Below are 14,913 nucleotides of genomic sequence, written 5' to 3'. Positions count from 1 at the left end.
GAATTGCACCATGTTCAAGCCCTTGGCCCTGGCCGCTGCTGTCCTCACCGCTTTCAGCCTGAACGCCTTCGCTGCGAAAACCGAGTTGACGGTGTACACCGCCCTCGAAGCCGAACAACTGAAGACCTACAAAGAAGCCTTCGAGAAGGCCAACCCGGACGTCGAGATCAAGTGGGTGCGCGACTCCACCGGCATCATCACCGCCAAGCTACTGGCCGAAAAAGCCCGTCCGCAAGCCGACGCAGTGTGGGGCCTGGCGGCATCGAGCCTGGCGATCCTCGATCAACAGGGGATGCTGCAAAGTTATGCGCCTAAAGATCTGGGAAAAATCGGCGGCAACTACCGCGACGCTGCCAACCCACCGGCCTGGGTCGGCATGGACGTGTGGGCGGCGACCATTTGCTTCAACACTGTCGAAGCCGAAAAGCAGGGGCTGAGCAAACCCGTGAGCTGGCAGGACCTGACCAAGCCTGAGTACAAAGGCAAGATCGTCATGCCCAACCCGGCCTCGTCCGGCACCGGTTTCCTCGACGTCAGCGCCTGGCTGCAAACCTTCGGCGAGAAGCAGGGCTGGCAATACATGGACGACCTGCACCAGAACATCGGCCAGTACGTTCACTCCGGTTCCAAGCCGTGCAAGCTCGCCGCTGCCGGTGAATTCCCGATCGGTATTTCCTTCGAATACCCGGCTGTTCAGCTGAAACGCCAGGGCGCGCCGCTGGACATCATCCTGCCGAAAGAAGGCCTGGGCTGGGAGATCGAAGCGACTGCCGTGATTAAAGGCACCGCGCATGAAGAAGCAGCGAAGAAACTGGCCGACTTCTCTGCAAGCCCGGCGGCGATGGAGCTTTATAAAGAGAACTTCGCGGTGCTCGCGCAACCGGGTATTGCCAAGCCGCAGACTGAATTGCCGGCGGACTATGAGCAGCGCTTGATCAAGAACGACTTTGCCTGGGCCTCGAAGAATCGCGACGAGATCCTGACTGAATGGCGCAAGCGCTATGACGGCAAGTCCGAGAAAGTGGCTGCCAAGTAACGGACTCACACCTTGCTCCCTCGCCACAAAAAGCGGGATTATCTTCATGACACACCACAGCGACATGCTGATCGTCGGCGCCGGCATTCTAGGCCTGTCCCACGCCTATGCCGCCGCCAGGCGCGGCCTCAAGGTCAAAGTCTTCGAGCGCAGCGCCACACCATTGGGCGCATCTGTACGCAACTTCGGTCAGGCACTGGTCACCGGCCAGCCACCAGGGCCGATGCTCGAATTGGCCAGGGCCAGTCGAGAAATCTGGGGCCGATGGGCAGAACTTGCCGGCCTGCACCTCAAGCGCAACGGCTCGTACCTGTTCGCGCGTACCGAAGCGGAAGAACACCTGCTGGAAGCCTTCTGCGCCGGGCGTGCCGTGGAGCACGGTTACCGTGTCGAGCTGTTGCGCGGCAACCCATTGCGGGATTTATACGGCGGTCAATTCAGCCATCACCGCGCCGCGTTGCACGGCATGGACGATCAACAGCTGTATTCCCGCGAGGCGATTCCGGCATTGATCGACTACCTGCGCCGTGAGTGGGGTGTCGAGTTTCACTTCTCCACCCTGGTGCGCGACATCGAGCCGGGCCGCTTGCACAGCACCGCCGGCACCTTCAGCGCCGAGCAGATCATCGTTTGCTCCGGCCACGATTATCAAACTTTGCTGGCCGAGCCGATTGCCGAACTCAACCCGCAAATCTGCCGCCTGCAAATGCTCCGCGCCCGGCCGCAGATCAACCTCAACCTGCAACACGCACTGCTCACCGGTCTGAGTTGCGTGCACTACGGCGCCTTCGCCGATCTGCCGGAAGCTGCGGCGGTACAGGCGCAAATTCTGCGCGAGGCGCCCCATCTGCATGAAAACGGCATTCACCTGCTGATCAGCCCGACACCGTACGGTGAGTTGATCATCGGCGACTCCCACCATTACGGCAGCGATCCATCACCGTTCAATGCCGAACAGGTGGACGACTGGATGCTCGAACTGGCCGAGCAGACGTTGGGCTGCAAAGTGCAAGTGGTCGAGCGTTGGCAGGGTGTTTACGGTTCACGCGGCCCCGGCCCGTTTTCTTTTCTGCGTCCGATGCCGGGTGTGAGCGTGGCGCTGATGCACTCCGGTGTCGGCATGAGCGTCGGGCCGGCGTTGGCGGAACGTAATGTCGCCAGCTTATTGGGAGACAGTTGATGGACCACCATCAGCAAGTGATCGCCGAGGTGTTCGGTCTGTACGAACGGTTTGGCGATAACGACTACATCGGTGAACCGGTGTCGCAGATCGAGCACATGTCGCAAGCGGCCGAACTGGCGATGGCCGAGGGCTTCGATGATGAAGTGGTACTGGCGGCGTTCTTTCACGACATCGGGCATCTCTGTGCCGAGGGGGCCGAGAGCATGGGTGGCTTCGGGGTGGTCAGCCATGAGCGTTTGGGCGCTGATTATTTGCGTCGGGCCGGTTTCAGCGAACGCATGGCGCGGCTGGTGGAATATCACGTGCAGGCCAAGCGTTATCTGACGCTCAGAGAGCCTGGGTACTACGAGCGTTTGAGTGAAGCCAGTCGGCGGACGCTGGAGTATCAGGGTGGGGTGATGAGTGCTGAAGAGGCTGAGGCTTTTGAGCTCGATCCATTGTGCGAGGTCAGTCTGCGGATGCGTCAGTGGGATGAGTGCGCCAAGGACATGGACGTGCCGGTGATGGACCTCGACGTCTTGAAACGCAAGGCTGCGGGCCTGTTGTCCGGCGTTCTGCGCTGAGTTGTCTGACACACGATAGGGAATCGGTTTATGGATCAACGCGTGTCGAAGCATCAATCTGGCCTTTTCGCAAAGGAGCGCATGGATGCATTTTTTGAAAGTGATTGCACAGGATCGAAGCGGGAAGGGCTCGGCAGATACCGTCGTTTTCCAGTTCTTTGAAGGTGAACAGTTGCAGCGCGAGGCGACGGACGCGGATCGTCAACAGCTCAAGTCGTTTGGCAAAACGTACTTGAAATGCGCCTGGTATAACGCGGATGAAGCTGAGGAGCGGCACTTGCGCATCTTCTCGCAGAATCCATCCGCTGACGGTACGCCTGAGACGGTACGACTGCATTTTCATGACGGACCGAGGATTGCCTACAAGGCTGCGGTCCGCGATCTGGATAACGATGGGGTTTTTGAGTGGGTGTTGAGCTCGGATGTGGACAACGACGGGCGAGCAAACAGGACGGATCGTAGCCGTGTGAAGGCATTGGCCAAAGAGTTTCTGAAACTGGATTGGCGCTGACGATCGTTGGTTAGAGCTGCTGCGCCAACACCTCAACCTGCTCCTGCCGCTCCGCCTGATTCACCTTCGAATGAGGATTGAGCGACGACCACTGCGGATGTGCCCGAGCCTTGTTCAGCGCTTCCGGCAGTTTGCCTTCGCGCCAGGTTTTGTCCTGTGGTGTGGCGACCTGAATGCTGTCCATCGCCGCGTGCCCGCGCTGGTTCAGGGCTTGCAACAGTTGTCGCTGACGCAGGGCCAACAACCGCAGCACGCTGTCGTCGACAGTCAGTTCTCGCTGGCCCTTGATCTTGCCCAGCAGGCGGCTGCCGTAACTGCGGGCGGTTTGCAGGGCGCCGCCGGCAATCGCTCCGGCCAGTGCCGCCGCGCCGAGGGTCAGGCCGCCCACCAGCAAATCGACGCCGGCCCCGGCCGCCGCGCCAGCCGCGATGCCACCGCCGACCCGTACACCGAGTTGTTTCAGGGTTTCCGGGTTGAACAGGTCATCGCCCCAGCGACCATCGAGCAGCGGCAGGTCACTGGCCGCCGCGTCCTGTGGGCGGAAGGCGTAGAGCTTGAGCAAGGCTTCGACGCAACGTTGTTCACGCTGACGCACCGCTTTGCGCAGTTCGCTGATCGCTTGCTGTTCCTGCTCCGCCTCGCTGGCGACACTGCGGCGGCAGGCGGCGCAATCGATCAATAAATCCGCAATCAACTGCGCTGCACTCTGCTGACGGGCCAGGCGTTGGGCCTGCTGATCGGCGATCAGGCGTTCCAGTTGTTCGCGGGAGTTTTCCAGCAGCAGCGCGAGGCTTTCATACAGTCGGCGTTCGCCATCTTCCGGCGGCGCGACGCTATCGAACCGCACCAAGGCATGCAAGCCCAACCGCGCCAGGGCTTCACGCCAATCCGGTTCGCGCTGCTGGGCGCTGCTGACAAAATTCAGCACTGGCAGCAGCGGTTTGCCGCAACTGGCCAGCACTTGCAGTTCGTCGCGGTACTTGGCCAGCACTGGCTCCCGAGCGTCGATCACATAGAGGCCGGCGTCGGAGGCGAGCAATTGTCGCAACACCTTGGCTTCCTGTTCGAAGCGCTGCCGGGCTTCGCTGCCCTCAAGGAAGCGCGCCAGCCGCGCCGGGCCGTCGAGGCGTTCGCCGGGCCGTTCCAGGCGCTCGAGGTAGTCGAGCAGGGCGATGGCGTCTTCCAGGCCCGGCGTGTCGAACAGATCGAGCAACGGCTCGCCGTCTACCGACAATCGCGCGCCTTCGACGTGGCGCGTGGTGCTGGGGCGATGGGAGACTTCGCCGAAGCCGACATCCCGCGTCAGCGTTCGCAGTAACGAGGTTTTGCCGACGTTGGTGTGGCCGACCACGGCGAGTTTCAATGGCTGTTTCCAGGCATCAGTCATGACCCGTCTCCAGCCAGCTCAACGGCGCGCAATCGGCGAATGGCAAGTCCAGTTGTTGCAGCGCAACGTGCCAGTCGCCCAGGCGTTCGGCATCCAGCGCTTCGCCGGGCGGCGCTTGCAGCAACCACACGCGGGTGGCGGTGGCGCTGCGAGCCAGTTCGGCAATCAGCGCGAGGCTGCCACGGTCCGGCGAACGCCGTGGATCGCAGGCGATGGCCAGCCGGGCCGGGGGAAAGCGACTCAGTTGTTCAAGCAGTTTGTGCCGGGATTCGCGGCTGTCGAGGATGCCGGCGTCGTTGACGCTTTTCGGCAGCTGCGGTGGCCAGGGGCGTTGATCGTCCAGCTCGATGGCCACCAACAGTGCGCCATCGCTTTGCAGATCGCTGGCCGCGTTTTCAACCCGGTGAAGTTGCTCAGGCGCGGCATCGCTAATACCCAGGCGTTCGCTGGTGGGCATCAGCCGTTCGCGCAGTTGGGCGTAACCTGGCAGGTTCAAGTCCAGATGCAAGGCTGCCTGGCCGGTTTTCCAGCGCCACCGGCAGAACAATGCGAGCAGCAAACGCGGTAACACGCCGTACACCAGCAGCACGCCCACCAGCCACGCCGCCCAGGCCTGGCGGGCGCTTTCGATGTTCAGCGCGGCATCGCCGCTGGCGCGGATCATCTCCACGCTGGGCACACTGAAACCGAGCAAGGCCGGCAGGGCGCCGAGGGCCTGGGTCATGGCGACGAAGGTGTCGGCGCCGAGAATGGTGGTCTCCCAGACGAAGCCATAGCGCCGGGTCGCCATCAGCGTCAGCAGCATCACCAAGGCACTGAGCATCGCCAACAACCACAAGCCGTTGACCAGCACACCCAGCGCCCACCGATTGAGTTTCTGCCGTTGCAGTAACAGCAGCAGGGCTGGCGCCAGTTGCGCGGCGTTGGCATCGCGGGCGAGTTTTTCACTGAGCCACAACCACAAGCGTCCGAGGGCGGCGCTCTGTTCGCCGGCGAACACCAGGCCCAGGGCCCAGCTCAATAGCAGAATCAGGTTCAGCCCCAGCAGGCTGCCCAAGGCCCAAAACACATTGACCGGGGTCTGGCCGTCGCCCAGCGCGGCAAACGCCAGGCCGGCGCCACTGATCACGGCCAGCACGGCTAGCACGATCAACGCCAGTCGCGCGCCTTGCAGCCAGTGTTTGAGGGCGCGGGTCTGCCCGTCGCGCTCGGCCAGCCACCGGGCGCGGCATTGAATACGCGTCGGCAGGTCGCCGCCGGCGCTACGGGCGACTCGGTTGGCTTCCAGATCATCCAGGGGGCCGGCGTGTTCTTCACGCAGGCGTATGGTTTCGCTCAGCCAGAGGTTTTGCAGGGGCGTCAGTTCAGTCACGCGGCATCCCGTTGCTTCATTGAGCGATGAGCATAACCGCTGTGACGCTTATCGGGGTAAGGGAGGCTCTGGTATCCTCGCCGGCATGACTAAATCACTCCCCCTCAGCCTGATCGCAGCCCTCGGTGAAAACCGTGTGATCGGCGTCGACAACAGCATGCCCTGGCACTTGCCGGGGGACTTCAAATACTTCAAGGCCACCACCCTCGGCAAGCCGATCATCATGGGGCGCAAGACCTGGGATTCCCTCGGTCGTCCGCTGCCGGGCCGGTTGAACATCGTGGTCAGTCGCCAGGTGGATTTGCAGCTGGAAGGCGCGGAGGTTTATCCGTCACTGGAGGCGGCCGTGGTTCGCGCCGAGGAATGGGCGCTGGAGCAGGGTGCCAATGAGTTGATGTTAATTGGTGGTGCGCAGTTGTATGCGCAAGGTCTGGAGCAGGCCGATCGGCTATACCTGACGCGCGTGGCGCTGAGCCCGGAAGGGGATGCGTGGTTTCCGGAGTTTGATGTGAACCAGTGGAAGCTGGTGTCGAATGTTCCGAATCCGGCAGAAGGCGACAAACCGGCGTATAGCTTTGAGGTTTGGGAGAAGGCCTGAGCGCATCGCGGGCAAGCCCGCGATAGCGATCCATCAGGCGCCAATCAAGCCTGAGCCAACGCCCCATGCTCATCTGCGTCCAACAGCGCTTTATCCGTCTGCTGCATGATCTGGCTGGTGATCGCCCCAGCGGTGATCGAGCCACTGACGTTCAACGCCGTACGACCCATGTCGATCAGCGGTTCAACGGAAATCAGCAACGCCACCAGTGACACCGGCAAGCCCATGGCCGGCAACACGATCAGCGCGGCGAAGGTTGCACCGCCACCAACCCCGGCCACCCCGGCCGAACTCAGCGTCACAATCGCCACCAACGTCGCGATCCACAAAGGGTCCAGCGGGTTGATGCCCACGGTTGGCGCAACCATCACCGCCAGCATTGCCGGGTACAGACCGGCACAGCCGTTCTGGCCAATGGTCGCGCCAAACGAGGCAGCGAAACTGGCGATGGACTGTGGAATACCCAAACGGCTGGTCTGGGCTTCGATGCTCAGCGGAATGGTGGCGGCGCTGGAGCGGCTGGTGAAGGCGAACGTCAGCACCGGCCAGATCTTGCGGAAGAAGCGCAGCGGGTTGATCCCGGCGGCCGATACCAGCACGCCATGGACCACAAACATCAGGCCCAGGCCGATGTAGGACACCACCACGAAACTGCCGAGCTTGATGATGTCTTGCAGGTTGGAGCCGGCGACCACTTTGGTCATCAGCGCCAACACGCCGTATGGAGTCAGCTTCATCACCAGGCGCACCAGACGCATTACCCAAGCTTGCAGGGTGTCGATGGCGTTGATCACTTTCTGACCTTTCTCGACATCATCCTTGAGCAGTTGCAGCGCCGCGACCCCAAGGAATGCGGCGAAGATCACCACACTGATGATCGACGTCGGTTTGGCGCGAGCGAGGTCGGCGAACGGGTTCTGCGGGATGAACGACAACAACAGTTGCGGCACATTCAGGTCGGCGACCTTGCCCGCATAGTCGGTCTGGATGGTTTGCAGACGAGCCATTTCCTGGGTGCCGGCGACCAGACCTTCGGCGGTGAGGCCGAACAGGTTGGTCAGACCGATACCGATCAGCGCCGCGATGGCGGTGGTGAACAGCAGCGTGCCGATGGTCAGGAAACTGATCTTGCCCAGCGACGAAGCGTTGTGCAGACGGGCCACGGCACTGAGGATCGAGGCGAACACCAGCGGGATCACGATCATCTGCAGCAACTGCACGTAACCGTTGCCCACCAGATCGAACCAACCGATCGAAGCTTTCAACACCGGGTTGCCCGCACCATAAATCGTGTGCAGGGCGATACCGAATACCACGCCCAGCACCAGCGCCAGCAACACCTTTTTCGCCAGGCTCCAGGTGGTGTGACGGGTTTGCGCCAGGCCAAAGAGCAAGGCGAGGAACACCAGCAGATTGAGAATCAGCGGCAGATTCATAGAGGCTCCATAGACTTGTGCCAGCCACCTTCGTGTGTGACTGCGAACCGGGAAGCCTAACAGCTTGATATGTAATGATTTAATATCAAAAACAGCGGTCAACTGTCGTTTTTGGAATAAGCCAATGCCGCTATAAGGAATGCCGCTGACGGAATCAGGATGCAAGCGGTCGCGGGCAGGTGAGGACTGTCACACTTATTTGTTAGCGTCGATTTCTTTGAACCGGGGAGAAACGCCGATGAAGCTTGCACCGAAATTTCTTGCTGCTGCACTTGGATTGGGTTTGAGTCTTGGCCTTGCCGGCCAGGCGTTCGCTACCGACCTGAAGCACTGGCCAGCGGATCAGGCCAAGGCGCTGGACGCGATGATCGCGGCCAATGCCAACAAGGGTAACTTCGCGGTGTTCGACATGGATAACACCAGTTACCGCTACGACCTCGAAGAGTCATTGTTGCCGTTCATGGAAAACAAGGGCCTGATCACCCGCGAGAGCCTCGACCCCTCGCTGAAACTGATCCCGTTCAAAGACACCGCCGACCACAAGGAGAGCCTGTTCAGCTACTACTATCGTCTCTGCGAAATCGACGACATGGTCTGCTATCCATGGGTCGCCCAAGTATTTTCCGGCTTCACGCTTCAAGAGCTCAAGGGCTACGTCGATGAGCTGATGGCGTCTGGCAAACCGGTGCCGAGCACTTATTACGACGGCGATGTGGTCAAGACCATCGACGTCCAGCCGCCGAAAGTCTTCACCGGCCAGGCCGAGCTCTACAACAAGCTGATGGAAAATGGCATTGAGGTCTACGTGATGACCGCTGCCTCCGAAGAATTGGTGCGCATGGTCGCTGCCGATCCGAAGTACGGCTACAACGTCAAACCGCAGAACGTGATCGGTGTGACCACGATGCTCAAGGACCGCAAGACTGGTGAACTGACCACGGCGCGTAAGCAGATCACTGCGGGCAAGTATGACGAGAAGGCCAACCTTGGCCTCGAGTTGACCCCGTACCTGTGGACTCCGGCAACCTGGATGGCCGGCAAGCAAGCGGCGATCCTGACCTACATCGATGAATGGAAAAAACCGGTCCTGGTGGGTGGTGATACGCCGAGCAGCGACGGTTACATGCTGTTCCACAGCGTCGACGTGTCCAAGGGCGGCATCCATTTGTGGGTCAACCGCAAAGACAAGTACATGACCCAGATTAACGGCATGATGGCCAAGCACGCAGCGGCCCAGGCGAAAGAAGGGTTGGCGGTGACGGCGGACAAGAACTGGGTGATCGTCAAGCCGGAAGAGATTCAATAAGCGCTGTGATCTCGTTCCCACGCTCTGCGTGGGAACGATCAAAAAAATGCCCCGCACTTGGCGGGGCATTTTTTTGTTCGACGGTTAAGTATTACAGCCCGTCGAGCATCGCTTTGTTACGCACGGCACCCTTGTCGGCGCTGGTCGCCAACAGGGCATAGGCTTTCAGAGCGGTGGTCACTTTACGTGGACGCTTTTCCACCGGCTTCCAGCCTTTCTTGTCCTGCTCGACCCGGCGCGCGGCCAGTTCTTCGTCGCTGACCAACAGGTTGATCGAGCGGTTCGGAATGTCGATCAGGACCTTGTCGCCGTCCTGCACCAGACCGATCGCGCCACCGGCAGCGGCTTCTGGCGAAGCGTGGCCGATGGACAGGCCCGAAGTGCCGCCGGAGAAACGGCCGTCGGTCAGCAGGGCGCAGGCTTTGCCCAGGCCTTTGGATTTCAGGTAAGAGGTCGGGTAGAGCATTTCCTGCATGCCCGGGCCGCCTTTCGGGCCTTCGTAACGAATGATCACGATGTCGCCAGCCTTCACTTCGTCGGCGAGGATGCCGCGTACGGCGCTGTCCTGGCTTTCGAAGATCTTCGCGTTGCCTTCGAAGACGTGGATCGACTCGTCGACACCGGCGGTTTTCACCACGCAACCGTCCAGCGCGATGTTGCCGTACAGAACGGCCAGGCCGCCTTCTTTCGAGTAAGCGTGTTCGACACTGCGGATGCAGCCGTTTTCACGGTCGTCGTCCAGGGTTTCCCAGCGGGTCGACTGGCTGAACGCGGTTTGCGTCGGGATGCCCGCAGGGCCAGCCTTGAAGAAGTGATGCACCGCTTCGTCGTTGGTCTGGGTGATGTCCCACTTGGCGATACCTTCGGCCATGGTCTTGCTGTGTACGGTCGGCAGGTCGGTGTGCAACAGGCCGCCACGGGCCAGGGAGCCGAGGATGCTGAAGATCCCGCCGGCGCGGTGCACGTCTTCCATGTGGTACTTCTGGATGTTCGGCGCGACCTTGCACAGTTGCGGTACATGGCGGGAGAGGCGGTCGATGTCGCGCAGGTCGAAATCGATCTCGGCTTCCTGGGCCGCGGCCAGCAAGTGCAGGATGGTGTTGGTGGAACCGCCCATGGCGATGTCCAGGGTCATGGCGTTTTCGAACGCCTTGAAGTTGGCGATGTTGCGCGGCAACACCGACTCGTCGTTCTCGCCGTAGTAACGCTTGCACAGCTCGACGATGGTGCGGCCGGCTTGCAGGAACAGCTGTTCGCGGTCGCTGTGGGTGGCCAGGGTCGAACCGTTGCCCGGCAATGCGAGACCAAGGGCTTCGGTCAGGCAGTTCATCGAGTTGGCGGTGAACATGCCGGAGCAGGAACCGCAAGTAGGGCAGGCGCTACGCTCGTACTCGGCGACCTTCTCGTCAGAGGCGCTGGAGTCGGCGGCGATCACCATGGCGTCGACCAGGTCGAGACCGTGGCTGGCCAGTTTGGTCTTGCCTGCTTCCATCGGGCCGCCGGACACGAAGATTACCGGGATGTTCAGGCGCAAGGCGGCCATCAGCATGCCAGGGGTGATCTTGTCGCAGTTGGAAATGCAGACAATGGCGTCGGCGCAGTGGGCGTTGACCATGTATTCGACGGAGTCGGCGATGATCTCGCGGCTCGGCAGCGAATAGAGCATGCCGTCGTGGCCCATGGCGATGCCGTCATCCACGGCGATGGTGTTGAATTCTTTGGCTACGCCGCCGGCCCGTTCGATTTCACGTGCGACCAGTTGACCCAGATCCTTCAGGTGCACATGGCCCGGTACGAATTGGGTAAAGGAGTTGGCAATGGCGATGATCGGCTTCTTGAAGTCGTCATCTTTCATCCCCGTGGCGCGCCACAGTGCGCGAGCACCGGCCATGTTGCGACCGTGGGTGGATGTTTTCGAGCGGTAATCAGGCATGGAGCACTCCGGGCGGCAAATCAGGTATCAAAAGGGAAGTGAGCTTCTATTGACGTCTGGAACACTCAGAAATGGCCGTGTGTCCGGAAGTTGCCGATAACTTTGCGGGATCGCCGCGCGCTTCAGCTTGAGCTCATAAACCCGCCGGGGGATGACTGGCGATGAATCTCGCGATTCTACACCGCTGGCGTCAGGAGGGAATGCCGGAAAACGTTGATCCAGTGCTGACGGGGCGTGTGGGATGACGACTGGCAGGATTATTCGACGCTTGGGCTGGCTCCCGGGCTCTTGGCTCGGCTATGGATACGACTGTTGAGTACCAGCGCCACGCTGCTCAGGATGATAAAGCTGTATCCCAGCGTGGATTGCAGGTTGGCCGGGCTCAGGCTGATGAGCGCACTGATCAACCCGCCACAGATGAAAATCACCGTACTGCCGGCCGACGCCGAAGTTCCCGCATTTTCAGGGAACAGGCTCATGGCTTTGGACGTGGCGGCCGGTCGGGCAATGGTGGTGCCGGCGGTACAGATGAGCATCGGTACCAGGACGGTGATCGGGGACAACGCAAAGTGGCTTGAGAGGTAAAGCATGATCAGGCCGGACAGCAGGATCAGGCTCAGCCCGCTGATGACTTGATGGCCGGGACTGAGACGTTTACCCAGCAGCGTCGCAACCATGCCGCCGATAATGTAGGCGCCGCCGTATGCCAGCAGGACCAGGGAGAAGTCATAGGCCGATAGCTGCAGTCGATCCATGAAAATCAGCGGCGAAATCACTACGAAGGAAAAATGGCAGGCGAAAGCAAAGGCGGAAATCAGCCAGTAGGACAGAAAGTCGACATCGCACAAGACCCGGCGGTAGGGCTGGAAGATATTCGATAGCGCCCCGGTTGCCGCAGGCCGAGTGCTTTCGAGAAAAAAACAGGCCTTGAGCAGTACTATTCCAGCCAGTGCGATAAACACCACAAAGCTGCCCTGCCAGCCCAGCGTGGCTTGCAGGAACGTGCCGGCCAACGGTGAGACCGAGATGAAAACGCCAGTGGCAGTCACCATCAGGATCCGCAACCGGTCACGCTCCTCGCCCTCGAACAGGTCCTGGATCAATGCTTGTGACAGCACGAAACACCCGCAGCCGAGTGCCTGAATCACACGGAACAACAGGAAGTGAACATAGTCCGTGGTCAGCATGCAGCCCACTGCACCCAGCATCGAGATGGTTATTCCAGCGAGCAACAGTCCTTTGCGCCCGATCACATCCGACAGCGGCCCGATCAGCAGTTGGGAGACCGCTATGCCGACGGCAAACAGACTGATCGACAGCGCAATGTCGGCGGGTGTGCTGCGAAAGTGTTCGGCGAGCGCCGGGAAAGAGGGCAGCAGGACATCCAGCGGGAACACGCCAAGCAGCACCATGGCCAACAACAGGCTGACCGCTCCCCGACGTTGTCCGGCGGTTACTGCGGATTGTCCTTCAGCCATCGATAAGCCCTGCCTTCATGAACAATTGCTGGTTGGAGGGCAGGTCGAAGAAACCAGCCTTTTTTAACGCCTGAAGCGTTGCGCCAGCACCGGATCGCGCCCGTTGATGGGTGGCTTGGGGGCTGGTCAGTCCGCCAAGAATTTCCGTGATGGTGGTCTCGCCAAGACCCGCGCTGAGCAGGCTTTCGCGCATCCATCGCTCATCGGCTTCGAAGAACATCCGGATGATGTCCAGCAGCGCTTTGGCGACAAACGTGCGTTGAGGGCTGTTCAGCGTCAGCCACAGGTAATGGAACACTTCAGAGAAATAGCGACTATGGCGCGCCTCGTCCGCAAGATGATCCCTGAGCATTGCCTGGACGCTGGAAACCAGGTCGTTACGGCAGACATCGAGCAGTTCCTTGGCAATGATCGTCTCCGACACGAACCCGACGAGGAACCAGGCCAGCGCCCTGTATCTTTCCGGGGCGCCGTCAAGCAGGGCGTTCAATCGCATGATGCGGTGGGGCATGACCGGACGTCGGCTGATCCCGTAGAAACTGGCTACTTGCTCGGCAAGGCTGTTGGAAAACAGGGCGTGATAACCCTCGTCGGTATAAAGCTGAAGCGCGGCGGTCTTCATTCGTGCGGGAATGTGGACGTTCAGTTCATCATGGATGATGGTTTCCACGGAGCGGTTGACGATGCGGTGCTCAAGCAAGGTGGTGTAGTCGAGGAAGTACACCAGATGATTGGCCGACAACCGATGGATGACGGTTTGACCTGCCGCCTGGATAGCCGGGTGAGTCAGGTAAGCCAGGAAGCCTGGAGGAAACCAGTGGCGCGTTTCCAGTTGCTGTTCCAGGTCTGGTGGTAATAGATAGTCGTGTTCGCTGGTGCGCACTGACGCACGGGTATTCCAGTCGCCCAGGGTGTAACGATGAGCCCAGGACACGGGCTGCTCCAACGGGGCAATGATGGGAGTGGTCATTGTTGCGGCTCCCGACTGCTCAGAAGATCTTTCAATTCCTTGCACATCACTTGTCCGTCGCTGTAGCCACAGCCGACAAAAAACAAAGGTTGTTCCGCGCTGTTCTCGATCCCCAGCAAGACCTCGACCTGATCATCGGCCAGCGCCCCCGTCAGCCAGGTGTTCAACCCCAGTGCAGTGGCCACCAGTTGGAATGTTTGAGAAATATGCCCTGCTTCCACGAAGGCCATTCGGTAGGCTCGCGAGTGTTCATATTTCCACCACAGCTTGTCGAACCGACTGGTGATGAACAGGCCCACGGGCAGGTTGTTGATGAAGTGCTGTCCACACAGCAACTGCCCCAGTGGTGAGTCAGGTGTCGGGTTGACGAAACTCAAGGCGTGGTCGGTGGGGTGATAGGCGTAGAGCCCGGGTTTCAGGCCGCTGACGTTGTGTACATGAAGAAAGCCTTCGCAGGCATTCAGCCCGCCACCGGATGGGCTGCTGCGCCGGGCATCGAGACCTTCGACAAGGGTTTCGTCGACATCGTTTTCGCGCTCATGCAAGTAGCCAAGGGACAGGTAAAGCAGCGTGCCGATAGCTTCCAGTGAAACTGCTGCGTCCGTGAAGGTGCGGCAGGTTTTTCGGCCGATCAGGACGTTGGCAAGAGACCCTTCCGGCAGGCAGGAAGGCTTTGGCAGGCCAATCAGCTCCCGCGCCTGGCGTTCTGTGGGCCGGTTGCTCGGCGCAGGAGCGGCCAGCACTTCGGTGCAGTGATCCAGGTAGTGTCTGGACCATTCATGAATATCCTGAGGGACATGTTTGCAGGGGATGTTTTTGGTACCGATATGGAATATCTTCGACAGTTCATCCCAGCCCCATTCAACAGTACCTTGTATTGATGTTGTCAGTATTCCTGCGTTCAGGAGTTGAGTGTCAACTATGTTGCTGTCGTTATAAAGTTCGGGGTTGTTGATTAGTTGCGTAAGTCTGCTTGAGTATTCAAGGCTTAGTTCAAATTGTTTGTGATTTTTGTAATCCCAGACTATTTGGCCGGGCGTGCGAGGAAGTATGAATAGATATGGGTTTATCTGCATGGTGGGCGGTTCGCTCTGGACGGGTGCCATAGAACACGCTGGGTAGCCGGCACTCCCCAGCGTC

Annotated in this window: 13 protein-coding genes; 6 read left to right on the top strand and 7 right to left on the bottom strand. The window is 60.2% G+C overall.

Going from position 1 to position 14,913, the window contains the following annotated elements; all coding sequences use genetic code 11:
- Positions 1 to 10: 10 nt before the first annotated feature.
- The 4 genes from PGR6_RS27075 to PGR6_RS27060 all read left to right on the top strand — a co-directional run bounded on the left by PGR6_RS27075 (position 11) and on the right by PGR6_RS27060 (position 3,293).
- Positions 11 to 1,036, top strand: a complete 1,026-nt coding sequence (locus PGR6_RS27075; protein WP_064620991.1) for a putative 2-aminoethylphosphonate ABC transporter substrate-binding protein — start codon at positions 11 to 13, stop codon at positions 1,034 to 1,036.
- A gap of 46 nt (positions 1,037 to 1,082) precedes the next feature.
- Positions 1,083 to 2,216 (top strand): TIGR03364 family FAD-dependent oxidoreductase, encoded by a 1,134-nt coding sequence (locus tag PGR6_RS27070; RefSeq protein ID WP_064620989.1) that lies wholly within the window; start codon positions 1,083 to 1,085, stop codon positions 2,214 to 2,216.
- Entirely contained in the window at positions 2,216 to 2,782 is a 567-nt protein-coding gene (locus PGR6_RS27065) for a phosphonate degradation HD-domain oxygenase (RefSeq protein ID WP_018928667.1), read from the top strand. The genes PGR6_RS27070 and PGR6_RS27065 overlap by 1 nt, the downstream gene beginning before the upstream one ends.
- 85 nt (positions 2,783 to 2,867) lie before the next feature.
- The gene (locus PGR6_RS27060; protein ID WP_064620988.1) at positions 2,868 to 3,293 is read left to right on the top strand and encodes a hypothetical protein; all 426 of its coding nucleotides are present in this window, start codon (positions 2,868 to 2,870) and stop codon (positions 3,291 to 3,293) included.
- A gap of 10 nt (positions 3,294 to 3,303) precedes the next feature.
- Here the strand turns inward: PGR6_RS27060 and PGR6_RS27055 are convergent, their stop codons facing one another.
- Positions 3,304 to 4,680 carry a GTPase/DUF3482 domain-containing protein gene (locus tag PGR6_RS27055; RefSeq protein ID WP_028939093.1) on the bottom strand — a complete coding sequence of 459 codons (1,377 nt, stop codon included), beginning with the start codon at positions 4,678 to 4,680 and terminating at the stop codon, positions 3,304 to 3,306.
- A complete protein-coding gene (locus PGR6_RS27050; RefSeq protein WP_064620986.1) occupies positions 4,673 to 6,052 on the bottom strand; it encodes a DUF2868 domain-containing protein in 1,380 nt (459 codons plus the stop codon). Before PGR6_RS27050 ends, PGR6_RS27055 begins: the two co-directional genes overlap by 8 nt.
- Positions 6,053 to 6,137: 85 nt before the next feature.
- On the opposite strand from PGR6_RS27050, the gene PGR6_RS27045 reads away from it, so the two are divergent.
- Positions 6,138 to 6,650: a dihydrofolate reductase gene (locus PGR6_RS27045; protein WP_064620984.1), complete on the top strand. Its 513-nt coding sequence runs from the start codon at positions 6,138 to 6,140 to the stop codon at positions 6,648 to 6,650.
- Positions 6,651 to 6,694: 44 nt separating this feature from the next.
- Here the strand turns inward: PGR6_RS27045 and PGR6_RS27040 are convergent, their stop codons facing one another.
- Positions 6,695 to 8,086, bottom strand: a complete 1,392-nt coding sequence (locus PGR6_RS27040; RefSeq protein ID WP_064620982.1) for an L-cystine transporter — start codon at positions 8,084 to 8,086, stop codon at positions 6,695 to 6,697.
- A gap of 238 nt (positions 8,087 to 8,324) precedes the next feature.
- Here PGR6_RS27040 and PGR6_RS27035 point away from each other — a divergent pair, with 238 nt between their 5' ends.
- Positions 8,325 to 9,392 (top strand): hypothetical protein, encoded by a 1,068-nt coding sequence (locus PGR6_RS27035; RefSeq protein WP_018928673.1) that lies wholly within the window; start codon positions 8,325 to 8,327, stop codon positions 9,390 to 9,392.
- A 91-nt stretch (positions 9,393 to 9,483) separates the two neighbouring features.
- Here the strand turns inward: PGR6_RS27035 and ilvD are convergent, their stop codons facing one another.
- The 4 genes from ilvD to PGR6_RS27015 all read right to left on the bottom strand — a co-directional run bounded on the left by ilvD (position 9,484) and on the right by PGR6_RS27015 (position 14,849).
- Positions 9,484 to 11,325: a dihydroxy-acid dehydratase gene (ilvD, locus tag PGR6_RS27030; protein ID WP_018928674.1), complete on the bottom strand. Its 1,842-nt coding sequence runs from the start codon at positions 11,323 to 11,325 to the stop codon at positions 9,484 to 9,486.
- Positions 11,326 to 11,582: 257 nt separating this feature from the next.
- Complete coding sequence (locus PGR6_RS27025; RefSeq protein WP_064620980.1) at positions 11,583 to 12,803, bottom strand: MFS transporter; 1,221 nt, start codon at positions 12,801 to 12,803, stop codon at positions 11,583 to 11,585.
- The gene (locus PGR6_RS27020) at positions 12,796 to 13,773 is read right to left on the bottom strand and encodes a diiron oxygenase (RefSeq protein ID WP_019580593.1); all 978 of its coding nucleotides are present in this window, start codon (positions 13,771 to 13,773) and stop codon (positions 12,796 to 12,798) included. The genes PGR6_RS27025 and PGR6_RS27020 overlap by 8 nt, the downstream gene beginning before the upstream one ends.
- Positions 13,770 to 14,849 carry a SagB family peptide dehydrogenase gene (locus tag PGR6_RS27015; protein ID WP_064621366.1) on the bottom strand — a complete coding sequence of 360 codons (1,080 nt, stop codon included), beginning with the start codon at positions 14,847 to 14,849 and terminating at the stop codon, positions 13,770 to 13,772. Before PGR6_RS27015 ends, PGR6_RS27020 begins: the two co-directional genes overlap by 4 nt.
- Positions 14,850 to 14,913: the final 64 nt, after the last annotated feature.

It is taken from the genome of Pseudomonas sp. GR 6-02, assembly GCF_001655615.1.
GTDB lineage: Bacteria > Pseudomonadota > Gammaproteobacteria > Pseudomonadales > Pseudomonadaceae > Aquipseudomonas.
This window is presented reverse-complemented; position numbering and strand designations above follow the sequence as displayed.

Bases quoted from the DNA above. Each gene is read 5' to 3' on its own strand.
- PGR6_RS27075 (WP_064620991.1), top strand. From the start codon at position 11: ATGTTCAAGCCCTTGGCCCTGGCCGCTGCTGTCCTCACCGCTTTCAGC.
- PGR6_RS27070 (WP_064620989.1), top strand. From the start codon at position 1,083: ATGACACACCACAGCGACATGCTGATCGTCGGCGCCGGCATTCTAGGC.
- PGR6_RS27065 (WP_018928667.1), top strand. From the start codon at position 2,216: ATGGACCACCATCAGCAAGTGATCGCCGAGGTGTTCGGTCTGTACGAA.
- PGR6_RS27060 (WP_064620988.1), top strand. From the start codon at position 2,868: ATGCATTTTTTGAAAGTGATTGCACAGGATCGAAGCGGGAAGGGCTCG.
- PGR6_RS27055 (WP_028939093.1), bottom strand. From the start codon at position 4,680: ATGACTGATGCCTGGAAACAGCCATTGAAACTCGCCGTGGTCGGCCAC.
- PGR6_RS27045 (WP_064620984.1), top strand. From the start codon at position 6,138: ATGACTAAATCACTCCCCCTCAGCCTGATCGCAGCCCTCGGTGAAAAC.
- PGR6_RS27040 (WP_064620982.1), bottom strand. From the start codon at position 8,086: ATGAATCTGCCGCTGATTCTCAATCTGCTGGTGTTCCTCGCCTTGCTC.
- PGR6_RS27035 (WP_018928673.1), top strand. From the start codon at position 8,325: ATGAAGCTTGCACCGAAATTTCTTGCTGCTGCACTTGGATTGGGTTTG.
- ilvD (WP_018928674.1), bottom strand. From the start codon at position 11,325: ATGCCTGATTACCGCTCGAAAACATCCACCCACGGTCGCAACATGGCC.
- PGR6_RS27025 (WP_064620980.1), bottom strand. From the start codon at position 12,803: ATGGCTGAAGGACAATCCGCAGTAACCGCCGGACAACGTCGGGGAGCG.
- PGR6_RS27020 (WP_019580593.1), bottom strand. From the start codon at position 13,773: ATGACCACTCCCATCATTGCCCCGTTGGAGCAGCCCGTGTCCTGGGCT.
- PGR6_RS27015 (WP_064621366.1), bottom strand. From the start codon at position 14,849: ATGCAGATAAACCCATATCTATTCATACTTCCTCGCACGCCCGGCCAA.